This is a genomic window from Streptomyces sp. TRM70350, assembly GCF_019219825.1.
Lineage (GTDB): Bacteria > Actinomycetota > Actinomycetes > Streptomycetales > Streptomycetaceae > Streptomyces.
In genome coordinates, this window is record NZ_JAHUXH010000001.1 from 638,365 (window position 1) to 654,811 (window position 16,447).

The following is a 16,447-nucleotide window of genomic DNA, read 5'->3' on the forward strand; positions in this document are numbered from 1 at the left end:
CGCCCGTACGATCACGCGTCATGACGTCCCACTCGCTCGTGACCCTGCACGACGTACGCGTGCTGCGCTGCGCCCCCGACGGTCCGCCGCTCGACGGTGAGCAGGCGGCGCTCGATCTGATCGGCGACGCGCTCGGGCAGGGGGCCGAGGTCGTCGCCGTGCCCGTCGAACGAGTCGCCGACGAGTTCTTCCGGCTGCGCTCGGGCGTGGCGGGGGCGGTGATGCAGAAGTTCGTGAACTACCGGCTGCGGCTCGCGATCGTCGGGGACGTCTCCCGCCATGTCGAGGAGAGCACCGCCCTGCGCGACTTCCTGCACGAGACCAACCGCGGCGGTCACATCTGGTTCGTGCCCAGCCAGGACGAGCTGGCGGCGAAGTTGCGCCCGGGGGAGTGACCCGCGAAGAAAGCGGAGTGCCACGCCCGGACAGTGGAGTGCCCCGCCGGGACAGTGGAGTGACCGGCCGGAAAAGGCGACAGAAGATGTCCGGCTTTCGCGTCAGGCTCGTTCCCGGGAACAGCCACACGGGAGGTCGGACATGTCACAGCCGCTGCAGGACAAGGTCGCGCTGGTCGCCGGAGCGACACGCGGAGCGGGCCGCGGGATCGCCGTGGAACTCGGCGCGGCCGGCGCCACCGTCTACGTCACCGGCCGCAGCACCCGCGCCCGCCGCTCCGAGTACGACCGCCCCGAGACCATCGAGGACACCGCCGACCTGGTCACCGAGGCGGGCGGCCAGGGCATCGCCGTACCCACCGACCACCTCGACCCGGCGCAGGTCCGCACCCTCGTCGACCGCGTCGACGACGAGCAGGGCCGCCTCGACATCCTGGTCAACGACATCTGGGGCGGCGAGAAGCTCTTCGCATGGGACACCACCGTCTGGGAGCACAACCTCGACAACGGCCTGCGGCTGCTCCGCCTCGCGGTCGAGACCCACGCGATCACCAACCACACCGCCCTGCCTCTGCTGCTCCGCCGCCCCGGCGGTCTGGTCGTGGAGATGACGGACGGCACGGCCGACTACAACCGCGACAACTACCGGGTGAACTTCTTCTACGACCTGGCCAAGGCGTCGGTCCTGCGGATGGCCTTCTCCCTGGGCCACGAACTGGGCCCGCGCGGCGCCACCGCCGTGGCGCTCACACCGGGCTGGCTGCGCTCGGAGATGATGCTGGAACACTTCGGCGTCCGCGAGGACAACTGGCGGGACGCCCTCGACAAGGTCCCGCACTTCGCCATCTCGGAGACCCCGCGCTACGTCGGCCGCGCCGTCGTGGCCCTCGCCGCCGACCCCCACGTCTCCCGCTTCAACGGCCGCTCCCTCTCCAGCGGCGCCCTCGCCCGGGAGTACGGCTTCACCGACCTCGACGGCAGCCGGCCGGATGCCTGGCGCTACCTTGTCGAGGTCCAGGACGCGGACAGACCGGCGGACACGACCGGATACCGGTGACCGATCCCACTGGGCCCGAATGTCACCGTTTCGTCGCGGTCGGCCCGCCCCCACAACCCCTTCCGCCCGGAACCGGTCTAGCTGGCAGAGACCGCGCGATTCGACGCGCATTCCCTGCGAGAGACAAGGCCACCCATGGGGGAGACACGCAGACGGGCGACCGTCGTTCTGGGGACCACCGCACTCGTGGCGCCGCTCACACTCGCGCTGGGCTCCGGCCCGGCGCAGGCGGCGAGCTGCACCACACAGACCGGGCCGTACCAGAAGCAGGTGGAGAAGTTCCTGGGCCGCCCGGTCGACGGCAGGCAGTCCGCCGCCGACTGCAAGGCGATCCAGGCGTTCCAGACCAAGCACGGCATCAAGCCGAACATCGGCTACGCGGGTCCGATCACCTGGGGCGTGATGGACCTGATGAACAAGCAGAAGGCCGTCGGGAAGAACCCGAACAAGGCCGGGAAGTGCCCGGTCAACAAGGGCCGCATCGCCTGTGTGAACCTCACGCTCCAGCTGAGCTGGATCCAGGACGGCAAGAAGCTCGTCTACGGTCCCGTCCCGGTCCGCACCGGACGCGACGGCTACGAGACCCGCACCGGCCTGAAGAAGATCTACTGGCGCAACATCGACCACGTGTCGACCATCTACGACGTGCCGATGCCCTACGCCCAGTTCTTCGACGGCGGCCAGGCCTTCCACTCCGTCGGCGTCAGCATGTGGAACCCGCCCGGCTCGCACGGCTGCGTCAACATGACCAAGACCGCCGCCAAGAAGTACTGGTCGCTGCTGAAGAACGGCGACGACGTCTACGTGTACGGGCGCAAGCCGGGCACCTGACGGGACCCGGGCCGCGCGGAGGTGTCAGGCCTCGGGCGCGTCGCCGAAGTCCGGGATCTCCCGTCGTACGCCACCCTGCCGCGCGGACTTGTGCGCGATGATGCCCGGCAGGGTGTAGCGGGCCGCCACCCAGTGCACCGGCGCCGAGCCCCGAGGTGAAGGCCGCCCGCAGAACCGGTGCGATGTGCTGCGGCGACGGGTCGTCGGGGGACATCGTCGGCGTGGGCTCCAGCACTTCGGGGAGATCACCGACGCGCCGACCGCGTGCCTCTGTCGGGTACAGCAGCGGCGGACAGCTCGCGGTCGCCTTCCAGTTCTCCTCTTCTGCCCTTGGCGATCTGGTTGCGGGCGTGCACGGTCGCCGGGTTGTACCGGCTGGTCTCGCCCATCATGTACGTCAGTCCGGTCGCCTTGACCGCGCCGACGGCCGAGGCCCCGACGGCGACCGCGGCAGCGCCGTCTCGCTGCTGACCGTCCCCGGCATCCGCTACCAGATCCGGGCCACCGGAGAAGATCCCTGCGGCGGATGCCTGAACTGCCCGGCCGGTTCGGGGAAATGGACGTGATCAGCAACACGGCCCGATATGTCCGTTTAGGTAGTGATTACTCACAACGTCTTCACCTCGGGCGCCGTATGCTTCACAGCATGTCCACCAGTGTTGAAGCCGCCACCGAGCGATCGGCAGCGGAGGTCAACGAGGAGATCCGGGCGCTGTGGCGCCGGTCGGGCGGGACACTGAGCACCGAGCAGCGCGAGGAGTACCAGCGCCTGGTCATGGAGTGGGCCGCCGCGACGCCGCATCCGGCGCGGGCCGCCTGACCCTCGCGACGGCCCCGGTGCCCCCTCGGCCCCCGGACCTCTCCGTCAGCCCCACGTTGCCGAGTAGTACCGCTGGTAGGCCTTGCGGTCCTGTTCCGTACGGATCCACCGCGTGGCCACCAGCGCGGTCAGACTGCCCCCGATGACCAGCAGGCCGGGCCCGACGTTGCGCGGGTCCGCCAGCCGGGCCAGCAGCTCCCCGCCCGCCTCCCCCGAGATCGGCGCCGCCGCCTGCGGGGGCGCGACCGCGCTCTGGGTGCCGGACGCGGACGGCGCCGGAGCGGCCGACGTGATCAGCTGGACGCCGAGCGCGGACAGCGCCTGCGGCACCGGCTGGAAGAAGGTCGTCCCGCCCGCCTCGCAGTCCCCGCTGCCGCCCGAGGTCACACCCAGCGCGATGCCCTCGGAGAACAACGGGCCACCGCTGTCGCCGGGTTCGGCGCACACGTTCGTCTCGATGAGACCGGAGACCGTGCCCTCGGGGTAGTTCACCGTGGCGTTGAGCGCGGTCACCTCGCCGTCCCGCAACCCGCTGCTGCTGCCGCTGCGGAACACCCGCTGCCCGACGGAGGCCTCACCCACACCCGTGATCCGCACCCCTTGCCCGTCGCCGATCGCCACGACGTCCGCCCCGTCGCCCGCCCGGCCCCCGGTGTACTGCACGAGGGAGTAGTCGTTGCCCGGGAAGCTGCCGGTCACCGTCCGGCCCACCGGCCGGTTGCCCCCGTTGTCCGCGAACCAGACCGAACCGCTCGGCCCGCAGTGCCCGGCGGTGAGGATGAAGTCGCTCTCCCCGTCGGTGACGTTGAAACCGGCCGAGCAGCGCCCGGCCGTGGAGAGGATGGGCAGGGCGCCGTTGATCCGGGTGGTGAAGGTGCCCTCGGTGCGCTCCATGCGGACGAAGCCGCCGATGCCGTCCGCGAGGTCGGTCAGCTCGGACCAGTCGTCGGCGGAGACGCTGCTGTCGCCTCGTACCACCACCTCGTTCGACCGGTAGTCCACCACCCACGCCGTGCCCGTCACCCTCGGCGCCGAACGCAGCGTTTCCGTGGCCGACCTCAGCTCGCGCATGCTGTGCCGCACCAGCTTGGGCGTCGCGCCCGCCTCGCGGACCTCGGCGGCCGCCTTGGCGTCGGTGACCGCGACGACCGGCCGCCCCTTGTCGTCGATCCAGCTGCCCGCCGTACGGGATGCGCCGAGCCGCTCGACGAGGTCCGCGCCGGTGTCCTCGGCGAGCACTCGGGGCGAGGCGACAGGGGGTTCGCTCGCGACCGCCTGCGTGACCATGGCCGCCCCGAGGACGATTCCGCCGACTGACGCCAGCCGTGTCACTCGCCGGACGATCCGTCGTCGTGCGTGCCTCATGCATGGCTCCCGAACCCCGAACACGCGGCGCGTCTGCGCCGCGGGGCGCCCGGGTCGTCGAGCGCCCTCTCTCCATACGTGCCGGGGTCCGGCGGCGTTCACCCCGAGGGGCGATCGGTTCAGTTCTTCCGGGCCACCCCGCCGTACATGGCGACCTCCTCCGGCTCGGCGCCATGGGTGTGCTCCGGCCGCCAGCGCGAGCACGACACGACACCCGGCTCCAGCAGATCCAGACCGTCGAAGAAGCGCGTCACGGCCTCGGGGGTGCGCTGGGTCAGCTTCGGAGTGCCGTGCTCGTTCCAGAACCTCACCGCCTCGTCCACGTCCGGCATCGACGGCGAGGTGACGGTGTGCGACAGCACCAGGTGGCTGCCGGACGGCAGCGCGTCCATCAGCCGGCGCACCACGCCGTACGGGTCCTCGTCGTCGCCGAGGAAGATGACGACGCCGAGCAGCATCAGCGCCACGGGCTGCGTGAAGTCCAGCGTCTTCGCAGCGTGTTGGAGGATCACGTCGACATTGCGCAGGTCCTCGTCGAGATAGTCGGTGCGGCCCTCGGACGTGCTGGTGAGCAGTGCGCGGGCGTGTGCGAGGACGAGCGGGTCGTTGTCGACGTAGACGATCCGGGCGTCGGGGGCGATCCGCTGGGCGACCTCGTGGGTGTTGTCGGCGGTGGGCAGGCCGGTGCCGATGTCCAGGAACTGGCGGATGCCGACGTCGGAGACCAGGTGCCGCACGGCGCGGCCCAGGAACAGGCGGTCCGCGCGGGCGTACTCGCCGATGCCCGGGTGCAGTTGGCGGATCTGGTCGCCGGCCGCCCGGTCGACCTCGTAGTTGTCCTTGCCGCCGAGCCAGTAGTTCCAGATCCGGGCCGTGTGCGGCTGGGACGTGTTGATGCGCTCGCGCAGCGACTCGGCCATGCCGTCCGCGGCTGGCGGGTTCTCGGTCACGGAATCAGCTCCTGGGGGTGCCTGGTGGCGGGGCGTGAAGACGCCTCGTGCGGTGTCAACACGCAATCTAAACCGCTGAATTGATCTTTGCCGGGCCTTGCCCGCGTTTTCGGTGGGCGGTCCGAGCCGTGCCGCCTATCGTGTGCCCATGACCAGCATCCCGCACGGAACGTCCGGTGAACCGAACCCGCTGCGCGCACTGGACCTCGACCGGCTCCGGCGCCGTACGAGCATGAAGTGGCGCACCTACCCCGACGACGTGCTGCCGCTGTGGGTGGCCGAGATGGACGTGCCGCTCGCCGAACCCGTCGTCCGCGCGCTCACCGACGCGCTGGCGCTCGGCGACACCGGCTATCCGGCGGGGACCCCCTACGCCGAGGCGCTCGCCGAGTTCGCCGAGAAGCGGTGGGGCTGGACCGGGCTCGACGTGGGGCGCACCGCGATCGTGCCCGACGTGATGCTCGGCGTGGTCGAGATGCTCAGGCTGGTGACCGGTCCGGGGGACGCGGTGGTGGTCAACCCGCCCGTCTATCCGCCGTTCTTCCAGTTCGTCGCGCACATGGACCGGCGCGTTCTGCAGGCTCCGCTGGGCGCCGACCTGCGGATCGACTTCGGCGTCCTGGAGGAGTCGTTCCGCCAGGCGGTGGCGGGCGGGCGCCGGGCGGCGTTCCTGCTGTGCAGCCCGCACAACCCGACCGGGACCGTGCACACCACCGAGGAACTGTCCGCCGTCGCGCACCTCGCCGAGCAGTACGGCGTGCGCGTCGTCGCCGACGAGATCCACGCCCCGCTGGTCGTCGGCGACACGGACTTCGTGCCGTACCTCGGCGTGCCGGGCGGCGGGAGGGGCCTGTCGCTGATGTCGGCCTCCAAGGCCTTCAACCTCGCCGGGCTCAAGGCGGCCCTCGCCATCGCGGGCCCCGAGTCCGCCGCCGACCTAGCCCTGATGCCCGAGGAGGTCAGCCACGGCCCCAGCCATCTCGGCGTCATCGCCCACACCGCCGCCCTGCGCGAGGGCACCGCCTGGCTGGACGCCCTGCTCGCCGGCCTCGACGAGAACCGGCGCCTGCTCGCCGAACTGCTGGCCGAGCACCTGCCCGCCATCGCCTACCGTCCCGGGGACGCCACCTACCTCGCCTGGCTCGACTGCCGGGCGCTCGGCCTGGGCGACGACCCGGCCGACGTCTTCCTGCACCGGGGCAGGGTGGCCCTCAACTCCGGCCTGCCGTTCGGCATGGGCGGCGCCGGGCACGTACGGCTGAACCTGGCCACATCGCCGGAGATCGTCACGGAAGCGGTACGGCGCATGGCCGCCGCGCTGGAGTGAGGGCGGCCTGCCTACACTTCCGGCCATGGACGCCACGTCGCCGGACCGGCTCGGTGCCGGCAAGTACCTGCTGATCACCAGCTACCGCAAGGACGGCACCCCGGTGCCGACACCCGTCTGGGTGGTCGCCGACGGCGACGCGCTCGGGATCTGGACGGTCGCCGACTCCTGGAAGGTCAAGCGGATCCGGCGCCGCTCCGACGTCCTCGTCGGCCCCTGCGACCTGCGCGGCAACCCGACCGGCGAGCAGGTCCCGGCCACCGCCGAGATCACCGACGCGGCGACCACGGCCCGTTATCGGCAGCTCATCGCCCGCAAGTACGGCATCATCGGCCGCCTCACCTTGCTCGGCAGCCGGCTGCGGCGCGGCCCGGACGGCACGGTCGGGATCCGGGTGACGCTGAAGGGCTGAGGGAACGGCCCGTCAGGTCCAGGCCCGGTACGGCTCGTCGACCAGCTGGAACACCGGCTCGCCCCGGACCGGGTCCTTCGCGGTGGACAGCCGCACCCGGTCACCGCTGTGGATGCCGACCGGCGGGCCCATCACCCGGCCCCGCACCACGAATCCCTCGGCCATCTCGATCAGGGACACATTGCGCGCGACGGGCGTGTTGCGGTGCACCACCGTCGTGTGGCGGACCGTGCCGGTGCCCTCGCTGCGTTCCGTCCGCAGATCGCTGCCCTGGCAGACCGGGCACAGCAGCCGGTGGTACATGGCGGTGCCGCACCAGGTGCAGCGCTGGAAGAGCATGGCCTCCCGGTCGGGGGCCCGATGGCCGAGAACGCCCGCGGCGGAGCCGGATGCCTGCTGAGCGACGCTTCCTGAGTGGTGGTACACGCTGGTCAACTCCCTGCGCTCGGCCGGAAATCCCGCGTGCGCGTCGCCGCGCGCACGCCTGTGCGCGGCTCACCGTGCCACCGTGCACGGCCCCAGCGTATGGCACTGAGTGCCACTCGTAAAGGCACTCCGTACCCCGAAAATCCCGGGGATCAGTCCCGGCCGAGCGTGGTCTCGATCTCCTGCACCACCCGCCACAGGGGAGCCCCGCGCCGGGAGACGACGACCACCACGTCCTCGGGCCGCTCGTCCACCGGGGGAGTGGGCCCGCCGCCGAAGGTGGCCTGCACCAGGCCCAGGGCGTGGTCCACCGCCGCGGTCGCGTCGCCCTTGCCGTCCGAACGGAGCCAGGACCGCAGCGCGTTGTTGTGGGCCGCGACCACGGCGGCCGCGATCACGTCCGCCCGCAGGGTGCCGTCGCGCCGGCCCGCGAAGCGCCCGCGCAGATACTCGGCGAGGGCGCGCTCGTAGCGCCACACCACCGACAGCTCGTACGCGCGCAGTCCCGGGACTTTCTTGGTGAGCCGGTAGCGCTGCACGGAGAAGGCCGGGTTCTCGGCGTACATCCGCAGCACCAGCCGGGCCGCGTCGCAGACCCGCCCGACCGGCTCGTCCTCCTCGCCGCCGGTCGACAGGAAGGCCGTCATGTCGGCCAGGCACCGCTCGTGGTCGGGGAAGACCACGTCCTCCTTGGACGGGAAGTAGCGGAAGAAGGACCGCCGCCCGACTCCCGCGAGGGCCACGATGTCGTCGACGGTGGTCTGTTCGTAGCCCCGCTCCAGAAACAGCTGGAACGCCGCCGCGACCAGGGCCTCCCGCATGGGCGGTTTCGCGCTCATGGGACGGAACGTAGCACCTGAACAGGCCCGATGGCACTCAGTGCAGCGCAGACGGGGAACTGAGTGCCCTGCGCGTGGAAGGCTCTATGTCTCCCCGTCGCCCTGTGCTCCCCGGCCGTCGGGCTCCGACAGCCGGGCCACCGCCGCGGCCACCTGACGCTGTACGGAGTCGGACAGTGGCTCTCCCCGTACGGCGGTCACCAGGTCCTGGGCGAGACGATGGAGCTTGGTGTTGGTGTTCTGCGACACCATCACCAGCACGTGCCACGCGTCCTGCGGGCTCAGCCCGAAGGTGGCCATCAGGACCCCGCGGGCCAGATCGATGGTCGGCCGGGTCTGCATGGCCCGGCGCAGTTGTACGACCTCCACGCCGAGCTCGTGGTCGGTGCCGTCGCCGGGCTCGGCGGTGAACAGCGGCAGGGTTCCGGTGAGGCTGAGGAGCCGTTCGGTCACGGGACTGGGGGACTGGATCGTCACCGTCCTGCTCTCCACGAGGGCCTGTTCGCGGAAGGCCAGCAGGACGTTCAGGGCCGAGCAGTCGCAGAAGGTGACGCCTCGCATGTCGAGGTCGATGCCGTCGGTCGCGTTCTTCAGCGCCCGGTGCAGGGTGGCACGCAGCTCGTCGGCCGCCTGCAGGTCCAACTCCCCGCTCACGGTCACGACCGAGCGGCCGCCGTCGGGCTGTGTGGCGATCGACAGCGGCCGCGGCCGCACGGCCGCGGGGGTAGCGGGCTGCGCGGAGTGCGCAGGCTCCGGCATGGCCGACACTCCTTCGAAACTACTGCCTGCCGTCTCCATCAGAGTCGACCTCACGCTGGGATACGTCAAGAGATACATGAAATATGATTCGCGTTTTTGAATGCGGGAAACGCCGGTCCTATGATGGGGCCATGGGTGGAGTGCCTGAGCCGCATACCGGATGGACCTTCCTCACCAACCACGCCCGGGTGCTGGCCGCCATCGCCGATGACCACAACGTCCGCGTACGCGACATCGCGGCGCACTGCCGGCTCACCGAGCGAGCCGTGCAGAAGATCATCGTCGATCTGGAGCAGGCCGGTTACCTGTCCCACCGGCGTGAGGGGCGGGGCAACAGGTACCGCATCGAGCCCACCAAGGTGCTGCGGCACCCGGCCGAGGCGGGGCTGACCGTGGCGTCGCTGCTCACCCTGCTCGCCCGCGACGAGGCGCACCGCGACCGGGACTCCGCGGACAGCGGGGCGTCGGCCCGCGAGAGCTGAGACCCGCGACGCCCGCTTCCTTGCCCGGGACCGCGCACAGCGGCCGTTCCGGCGTGGGATCACACGCGGCGGTCACCCCTGCGCGGGGTTCGTCGGGTCGGCTGGCACGCGGATGTCCACCACGCAGACGTCGTCCCGTCGTTCTTCCTCCAACACGGCCGCCAGCAGCGGGCCGAGTGATCCGGGCTCGTCGGAGTGATGGGTGACGAGGGCCTGCGCGAGCCGTTCCAGGCCTCGGTCAATGCCCTCCGAACGGCGCTCCACCAGACCGTCCGTGTACAGCAACAGCCGGTCGCCGGGCTCCAGTCGGCACTCCGCCTCCTCGAAGACCGGCGTGGTGCTCGCCCCGAGCAGCATGCCACCGGGTCGCCCGAGCCGCCGTACTTCACCGGCGCGCAGCAGCAGCGGCGGGGGATGGCCGGCCTGGGCCCAGACCAGCCGTCGTTCGCCGGGCAGGTAGTGGGCCAGCACCATGGTCGCCGTGCCGTGCGGGTCGCGGGAGTGCAGCAGCAGCGTGTTGAGCCGGCTGAGGGCACCGGTGAGTGAGGAGCCCGTGATGACCATGCCCTTGGCGGTGAACCGGAGTTGGGCCATCGTGGCGACCGCCTCGATGCCGTGACCGGCGACGTCCCCGACCACGAACAGCGCGGTGCCGTCGGGCAGTTCGATGGCGCTGTACCAGTCGCCGCCGACGTGGATGTCCGACTGCGCGGGCAGATACGCCACCTCCACCCGCAGCCCGGCCAGTCGCAACGGCTTGTCCGGCAGCGGCAGCAGCGCGTGCTGGAGCCGGGCGGCCAGCGCGCGTTCGGCCTGGAGCACCCCGTGCTGGGTGAGGATCGCCCGTTCGCTCGCCACCAGGGCGAGTTCGGCGCTGCGCTGTGCCGTGAGGTCCTGGACGAAGCCGTGCACCTCGACGGGCGTGCCGTGCAGGTCGGCCACCGCCTCGGCGACGACCCGCAGATGGCGTACCCCACGCGCCGTCCGGATCCGGAACGGCACGTCGACCGGACGCCCTTCGTGCACGAGTGCCCCGATGGCGCGGGTCAGGGCCGGCACGTCCTCCGGCACGGCGAGGCCGGGCAGTTCGAGGAGCCGCACCGGCCCGCGCGCGGGGTCGCGGTCGAGGACGGTGAAGATCTGGGCGGACCAGGTGACTTCGTGGGTGGCCAGGTTCCAGTTGGCCCAGCCGAGGTTGCCCAGCCGCTGTACGTCCGCCAGCCGCTGCTCCTGCCGGTCCGAAGGATCGTGCCGGATCCAGCTGATGACCAGCCCGTCGCCCAGCCGCGCCACCCGTACCGAGTACGTGGACAGTTCGGCGACACCGGCCACCACGTCCTGCTGCGCGAACGGCTCGCCCTCGTACGGCATTCCGGCGCTCAGCACGTCCAGGCACCGCTGCCACAGCGACTCGTCCGCGACCGGCGGCCAGCACTCCAGGATCCGCAGGCCCACCAGCTCACGGCCGCTGCGCCCGACGACGTCGATCGCCTCCGGGGTGGCCGCGTCGATGCGGTAGTCCTCGATGTCGCCGGAGGGGGCGCGCAGCGGGGTGAGCAGCATCGCCGCGCCGGGCAGGGTGTCGAACACGGCCTGTACGGCGTCGGCGGGGCCGTTGGCGGCGGGTTCCGGCCGGGCGCCGAAGGCCCGCAGCCGGCCCGCGCACAGCCGGACGACCGCCCGCAGATGCTCGCGGGTGCGCGGCGTGAACGGGCCGGGGCGGGTGCGCAGCACGCCGATGGAGATGTCGGCGGTGTCTCCGGTCACCACCGGCAGCCAGGCACGCGACCGCCAGCGCTCGGGCGGGTCGCCGATGAGCAGGAACCGCTTCCGGTCCTCCTCGAGGTCCTCCAGCCAGCGCGCCTGACGGGTGCGCAGCGTGTCCAGCGCGGCGATGCCGGTCAGTGGGGGCACCTGACGCCACTGGGCGGCCAGGGTGGCGTCGACGCCCGCGTGCCCGACCAGTTCCAGGCCGCCGGCGGGGAGCCGGGCGAAGATCATGACCGCGTCGGCGGCGGCGGTTTCCGCGAGATGCTCCAGCAGGCAGCCTGCCAGCTCCTGCGGGGTGCGGACGCCGACGAGCGCTCTGCCCAGCCGCCCCAGGGCGGTGGACCCGTCGTCGGACGGCTCGCGGGCGGGAGGGCAGACCGGGACGCCACGGTCGGGCGGCTGCGTGGCCCGGTCGGGGGCCGGGACGGCCTTGCCGGGGGAGCCGCTGCCGAGCGTGATCCAGCACTCCTCGATCAGCGTGCGGTTCCCGGCGTGTGCGCGCCTGAGGAGTTCCTTGTGCGCCGCGTCCGGGGAGCACCCGGTGAGCGCCATGACCGCGCCCTTGGCCCGCTCCAGAACAGCCGAGGTCGTCGCCAGGTCCCGCAGCCGGTCCGGCTCGGCGCGTGGCCCGGTCACGGCTCCGGCCGATGTGACCGTCTCGGACCCGGTGCTGTTCTCCGCCGGGATCGCGGGGTCGCTCGTCACGCGTCGAGCATCGCACAGAGACCCCCCTCAGAGCGCAAGGTCGTCGGCACGGATCCACTCGAAAGTGCAAGCCGTGGCCATGGCCGGTCATGGCGAGCGAGGACAGGGACCGCCCGACGCGGGCCGACCCCAAAGCGGCGCAGGCCCGGACCCGGCGCTGCCTCGGACGTGGGCGGACAGCCCGCGGGGCCGCGCTCGGGCAAGCCCTTGCCGGGATCGCGGTGGCCTTTCGTGTGTGCCGGTCTTGGCCTTCTCGGGTGCAGGGCAGGGCGTGGGGGACCGCCTTGGGTGGGGGTGCGACGGGGCCGCGCTCGGGTAAGTCCGTGCCGGGATCGCGGTGGCCTTTCGTGTGTGCCGGTCTTGGGCGCGCCCTCGGGCGCACGCTACGGACTGGGGGCCGCCTCGGGTGGGCGTGCCGTGGTCTGGGGGGCTGCCCAGGGAGGTGCCCACGGGGCCGTCGCTCGGGCAGCGCGCGGCAAGGCCCGTGCGTCGCCGCCCCCGATCGAGCCCGGCGCGCTGCGAAGGTCGTCTGGGACTGCCCCTCAGCGCCCCGAGTTGCGCTCCACCAGCGCGTCGGTCACCGCGCGTACGCTGCGCGCGATGTGCTGCAGTTGCAGCACCTCGGCGGCGTACAGCTTGATCGTGTGCTCGATGACCGACTCCGGCATGCCGAGCCGCGGCAGGTCGGCGCGGGCGGTCTGCAGGGCGGTGCGGGCGACCCGGATCTCGTGCTGGACCTGGATCTGCGCGTGCCGGGCGAGCAGCACGGGGTGGCGGATCAGCGCGGGATAGCCGGCGTACCGTGCCGGTACCAGCTCGCGCAGCCACTTGGCCGCCGACCGCTCCCAGTCGTAGCTGCCGGGGGTCTTGACCTGGCACGGCCAGTCCGGGCTGGTGCGCGGGGACGTCAGGGGCATGATCATCGCTTCCGGTGTGCTGCGGTGCGGCGGTGGTCCGCGGTGGTGGGGCGGCCCCGGCCTAGGGGATGACCGGGGCCGCCCCGACCGAACACCCAGGGCACCGACGCGGGTAGGGGTCATCGGCTTCGGGTGTTCGTGCGGGCGCCCTGGAAAGCAGGCCAGTGCATGGGCAGATGGTCGGCTCTCTCGGACGGTGCGGATCCGCGAGCAGTATTTATATATGCCGATCACTTTGCAAGACGTATGAAAACATTCATGCGTGCTTTGAAATGAAAGGTCCCTTTGTAATGCCGCTCGGGCAAGAGGGGGGCTCAGTCGCGCAGGAAGAACTGGTGCTGGTCGGAGACCTGCTCGTACGCCTCCAGCCGGGCCTGGGTGCGTTCGGGGTCGGCGTCCGTCATGGCCTGGAGCAGCGCGGCCGCCATCACACCGGGCGCGGCGTAGGAGTCGAAGACCAGCCGGGAGCCCGTGCCGGTGGCGAGGGTGACGTCGGCCTCGTCGGCGACCGGTCCGAGCGCCAGGTCGGTGATCAGGGCGACGCGCAGCCCGGCGCCCCGCGCGAGGCGTACCGCGGCGAGGGTCTCGTGGGCGTGCCGGGGCATCGAGAACGCCAGCACCCAGGTGCCGCCGGCCTCGCGGGACTGCAGCAGCGCGTCGTAGGCGACGCTGCCGCCCCGCGTCACCAGCCGTACGTCGGGGTGGATGCGCCGCGCGGCGTACGCGAAGTACTCGGCGAGCGAGGCGGAGATGCGCAGACCCAGGACCGTCAGCGGGGCCGACGCCGACAGCTGCCGACCGACATCGATGACCTGGTCGGGGTCGGCGAAGTCGCGGCGCAGGTTCTCCAGGTTCTCGATCTCGGCGTCCACCGCCGCCTGGAGTTCGTTGCCGCGGTCCTCCTCGGCGGTCGCGTGGCCACCGGCCAGCGCGCCGAGGGCGATGGACTGGAGCTTCTCCCGTAGCGCGGGGTAACCGCTGAAGCCGACCGCGGCGGCGAAACGCGTCACCGACGGCTGGCTGACCCCGGCCCGGTCGGCCAGCTCGGTGATCGACAGGAACGCCGCCTCGGTGAGGTGCTCGATCAGGTACTGCGCGATGCGCCGCTGCCCCGGCGACAGTCTGGGCTGGTCGAAAAGCGCCCTGAGCTGGGAAGTAGGGGCGGCCTCCGCCTCCGGTGCGGTCTTCCCCGAGGTGATCGCGGACGCCTGTGCGCGTGCCTGCTGCGGCGATGGCACCGGTGCGCCTCCTTTGCTTCCCACGGAGCTTCAACATAGCTCACGCACCGTGGCGACCAGGGGCGCACACCGATCACGGGGGCGGCCGGAGCCGGTGCGGGAGCCGGGGCGACACCCCCGCTGCCGCACCGGCCGGGCGTCACCGCTTCAGCAGCCGCACCGACAGACCGCGCGCGGTGTACACGGGCACGGCCCGCACCGTGTCGGAGTCCAGCTCGACCCGGTCGAACTGGCCGCGCAGCACCGGCGCGTCCAGCACGCGGACCGTCCTCCCCGCGGCCGGGGGCTTGTCCGCGTCGAGCCGCAGGGACAGCGTGCTGCCCCGGCCGAGCATCGCCCGCCGCGTCACCTCCAGCACGGGCTCCTTGCCCGAGCGCAGGGTCACCTCCAGCGTGCCGGACTCCTGGGCGTAGGTGCCGTGCACCTGCACCGACTTGGTGAGCCTCAGCGTGCCGCCGGTCACCCGCACGTCACCGTGGCCCAGCGCGTGGCCCGAACCGGCCACCAGCACACCGCCCGCGACCTCGGTGCCGCCGGTGTACTTGTTGTGGCCCGTCAGGGTCAGCGTGCCGGTGCCCCGCTTGGTCAGCCCGCCCCGCCCGTCGATGTCGTTGCGCCAGGCGTCGGCCGCGCCGAAGCCGCCGGCCGCCGCGTCCAGCGTGACCGTCACGTCGGAGTCGAAGGCGCCGTAACCGTCCGCCGCGGCGAACAGGTTGAGCCGGCCCCACTGCTCGAAGCCGTCCAGCAGCACGTACCCCGAGGGCAGCGCGGTCGTGCGCAGCACCTCGCGGCGCTGCTCGGCGGTCAGATACGGCAGCCGCGTCTCCAGCAGCACCTCCGCGCCCTTGGGTACGGTCATCGGCTTGCCGCGGCCGTGCCGGGTCAGGATGTACGTCAACCGGGGCCGCACGGAACGCGCGTTGGCGGTCCGGTCCGCGTACGGGTCGGAGTCGGTGTCGGCCGAGTGCGCGTAGGCGTACAGGGTGTCGGCCGTGGTGCCGGTCCGCGCCCGGAAGTAGGCGAGGGCCTGGGCGCGCGCCGCGGCCTTCAGCTCCGCGTTCGCCGGGTCGGCCAGCGCGGCCGCCGCCAGGGCGGTGGACATGACGCGGCCGCCGATGACGTCGACGGGGGAGTGCATACCGGCCACGATCCGGGTGTGGGCGAGCGCGAAGGCGTGCGTCACCAGCTCCTGGAACCGCTCGGGTATCGCGTAGGCGAACGCCAGGCACGCCAGGTGCAGGGCGTTGGCGTGACCGCTGGGGAAGCCGCCGTCGTCGGCGGGGCTGGTGCTGCGCTGGCGCAGCAGCTGCGGGGCGACGATCACCTCGGAGTCGTACACCGGGTAGCCGAGCGCGTCCGTCCGCCCGGTGTCGACGACCTCGCTGTCCTCGTTCAGGCGCCACGGGCGCGGGTACTGGAACGTGGACTTGGCGGGGTTGCTGGAGGCGAACGGGCCGCGCACCGTGTTGACCAGCTCGGCCACCTTGCCCAGCTCCGAGGTGGTCGAGCCCGCGCCGAGCGCCGATCCGGCGGGCGCGTCGGCCGGAACCGCGTCGCTGATCTTGGTGGCCGGCGTGCCGTCCGGGGCGCTGGTGATCGAGGTGACCGCCTTGGCGCCCTCCCGGTACAGGTCGGCCAGCGGGCCGAGACCCGCGATCATCGCGTAGCTCTGGTGCTGCCGGTCGACGATGAACGCCTGCTTGGCCTGCTCCGGTGTGCGCCCGGCCGTGATCCGGGCGCAGTAGCGCATGTTGGCGCGCAGCACCTCGGGTCGCAGCGGTGTGCCGGTGTTCCAGGCGTCACCGGTCTTCCACACCTCGGCCATCCCGCCGAGGATCCGCACCACGGCGTTGGTCTCGGGCGTCCGGTTCGCGGTGACGTTGCTCTTGTAGTCGTCGACGAACGCGGCGAGCGGGGTGGCGGCCTTGGCGTCCGCGGCGGCCAGCCAGCCGGCGAAGGTCGGGGCGGCGAGCAGCCCCGCGGAGGTGCCCAGCGAGGTCCTGAGGAAACCCCGGCGGTCGAGGGCGAGCTGACCCGCCGACGCGGTGGACGGGTGTCCGGCTGGTGACGGCATGAGAGTGCCTCTCTGGAGTTCAGGTGGGTGGGCGCGGTGGCGACGGGGGAGGCCCGTAAGGCGTGCCAGCGAAGATCTAC

The 16,447-nt window shown here is 72.1% G+C and carries 16 protein-coding genes and 1 pseudogene; 7 read left to right on the forward strand and 10 right to left on the reverse strand.

Annotated features, from left to right (window positions below):
- Nucleotides 1–20 precede the first annotated feature (20 nt).
- From KWI83_RS02955 to KWI83_RS02965, 3 genes are all read left to right on the forward strand, one after another.
- Nucleotides 21–395 carry a DUF4180 domain-containing protein gene (locus KWI83_RS02955; protein ID WP_218512619.1) on the forward strand — a complete coding sequence of 125 codons (375 nt, stop codon included), beginning with the start codon at nucleotides 21–23 and terminating at the stop codon, nucleotides 393–395.
- 142 nt (nucleotides 396–537) lie between these two features.
- Nucleotides 538–1,452, forward strand: coding sequence for an SDR family oxidoreductase (locus tag KWI83_RS02960; RefSeq protein ID WP_218512620.1), 915 nt, complete (start codon nucleotides 538–540; stop codon nucleotides 1,450–1,452).
- Nucleotides 1,453–1,587: 135 nt separating this feature from the next.
- Nucleotides 1,588–2,283 (forward strand): L,D-transpeptidase, encoded by a 696-nt coding sequence (locus KWI83_RS02965; RefSeq protein ID WP_218512621.1) that lies wholly within the window; start codon nucleotides 1,588–1,590, stop codon nucleotides 2,281–2,283.
- Nucleotides 2,284–2,307: 24 nt separating this feature from the next.
- Here KWI83_RS02965 and KWI83_RS02970 read toward each other — a convergent pair.
- Nucleotides 2,308–2,786 (reverse strand): annotated as a pseudogene (locus tag KWI83_RS02970) (hypothetical protein); the annotation flags it as partial.
- A 131-nt stretch (nucleotides 2,787–2,917) separates the two neighbouring features.
- On the opposite strand from KWI83_RS02970, the gene KWI83_RS02975 reads away from it, so the two are divergent.
- Nucleotides 2,918–3,103, forward strand: coding sequence for a hypothetical protein (locus tag KWI83_RS02975; RefSeq protein ID WP_218512622.1), 186 nt, complete (start codon nucleotides 2,918–2,920; stop codon nucleotides 3,101–3,103).
- A 45-nt stretch (nucleotides 3,104–3,148) separates the two neighbouring features.
- Here the strand turns inward: KWI83_RS02975 and KWI83_RS02980 are convergent, their stop codons facing one another.
- Together KWI83_RS02980 and KWI83_RS02985 are read right to left on the reverse strand one after the other, a co-directional pair.
- On the reverse strand, nucleotides 3,149–4,468 hold the full coding sequence (locus KWI83_RS02980) for a S1 family peptidase (RefSeq protein ID WP_218512623.1): 1,320 nt from the start codon (nucleotides 4,466–4,468) through the stop codon (nucleotides 3,149–3,151).
- Between the two features lie 119 nt (nucleotides 4,469–4,587).
- Complete coding sequence (locus KWI83_RS02985) at nucleotides 4,588–5,418, reverse strand: SAM-dependent methyltransferase (protein ID WP_218512624.1); 831 nt, start codon at nucleotides 5,416–5,418, stop codon at nucleotides 4,588–4,590.
- 148 nt (nucleotides 5,419–5,566) lie between these two features.
- Here KWI83_RS02985 and KWI83_RS02990 point away from each other — a divergent pair, with 148 nt between their 5' ends.
- Both KWI83_RS02990 and KWI83_RS02995 read left to right on the forward strand, forming a co-directional pair.
- On the forward strand, nucleotides 5,567–6,745 hold the full coding sequence (locus KWI83_RS02990) for a MalY/PatB family protein (RefSeq protein WP_218512625.1): 1,179 nt from the start codon (nucleotides 5,567–5,569) through the stop codon (nucleotides 6,743–6,745).
- A 25-nt stretch (nucleotides 6,746–6,770) separates the two neighbouring features.
- A complete protein-coding gene (locus KWI83_RS02995; protein WP_218512626.1) occupies nucleotides 6,771–7,157 on the forward strand; it encodes a PPOX class F420-dependent oxidoreductase in 387 nt (128 codons plus the stop codon).
- Between the two features lie 12 nt (nucleotides 7,158–7,169).
- On the opposite strand, the gene KWI83_RS03000 is transcribed toward KWI83_RS02995, so the two are convergent.
- From KWI83_RS03000 to KWI83_RS03010, 3 genes are all read right to left on the reverse strand, one after another.
- Nucleotides 7,170–7,583, reverse strand: coding sequence for a Zn-ribbon domain-containing OB-fold protein (locus KWI83_RS03000; RefSeq protein WP_218512627.1), 414 nt, complete (start codon nucleotides 7,581–7,583; stop codon nucleotides 7,170–7,172).
- A gap of 152 nt (nucleotides 7,584–7,735) precedes the next feature.
- Complete coding sequence (locus KWI83_RS03005) at nucleotides 7,736–8,404, reverse strand: TetR family transcriptional regulator (protein ID WP_218512735.1); 669 nt, start codon at nucleotides 8,402–8,404, stop codon at nucleotides 7,736–7,738.
- 102 nt (nucleotides 8,405–8,506) lie between these two features.
- Nucleotides 8,507–9,181, reverse strand: a complete 675-nt coding sequence (locus KWI83_RS03010) for an anti-sigma factor antagonist (protein WP_218512628.1) — start codon at nucleotides 9,179–9,181, stop codon at nucleotides 8,507–8,509.
- A 131-nt stretch (nucleotides 9,182–9,312) separates the two neighbouring features.
- Here KWI83_RS03010 and KWI83_RS03015 point away from each other — a divergent pair, with 131 nt between their 5' ends.
- Nucleotides 9,313–9,663, forward strand: coding sequence for a helix-turn-helix domain-containing protein (locus KWI83_RS03015; RefSeq protein WP_218512629.1), 351 nt, complete (start codon nucleotides 9,313–9,315; stop codon nucleotides 9,661–9,663).
- Nucleotides 9,664–9,735: 72 nt separating this feature from the next.
- On the opposite strand, the gene KWI83_RS03020 is transcribed toward KWI83_RS03015, so the two are convergent.
- From KWI83_RS03020 to KWI83_RS03035, 4 genes are all read right to left on the reverse strand, one after another.
- Complete coding sequence (locus KWI83_RS03020; protein WP_374106267.1) at nucleotides 9,736–12,138, reverse strand: SpoIIE family protein phosphatase; 2,403 nt, start codon at nucleotides 12,136–12,138, stop codon at nucleotides 9,736–9,738.
- Between the two features lie 542 nt (nucleotides 12,139–12,680).
- A complete protein-coding gene (locus tag KWI83_RS03025; RefSeq protein WP_218512630.1) occupies nucleotides 12,681–13,061 on the reverse strand; it encodes a hypothetical protein in 381 nt (126 codons plus the stop codon).
- A 308-nt stretch (nucleotides 13,062–13,369) separates the two neighbouring features.
- On the reverse strand, nucleotides 13,370–14,293 hold the full coding sequence (locus KWI83_RS03030) for a MurR/RpiR family transcriptional regulator (RefSeq protein WP_218512631.1): 924 nt from the start codon (nucleotides 14,291–14,293) through the stop codon (nucleotides 13,370–13,372).
- A 139-nt stretch (nucleotides 14,294–14,432) separates the two neighbouring features.
- Nucleotides 14,433–16,367: a phosphatase PAP2 family protein gene (locus tag KWI83_RS03035; protein WP_218512632.1), complete on the reverse strand. Its 1,935-nt coding sequence runs from the start codon at nucleotides 16,365–16,367 to the stop codon at nucleotides 14,433–14,435.
- Between the last annotated feature and the right edge of the window lie 80 nt (nucleotides 16,368–16,447).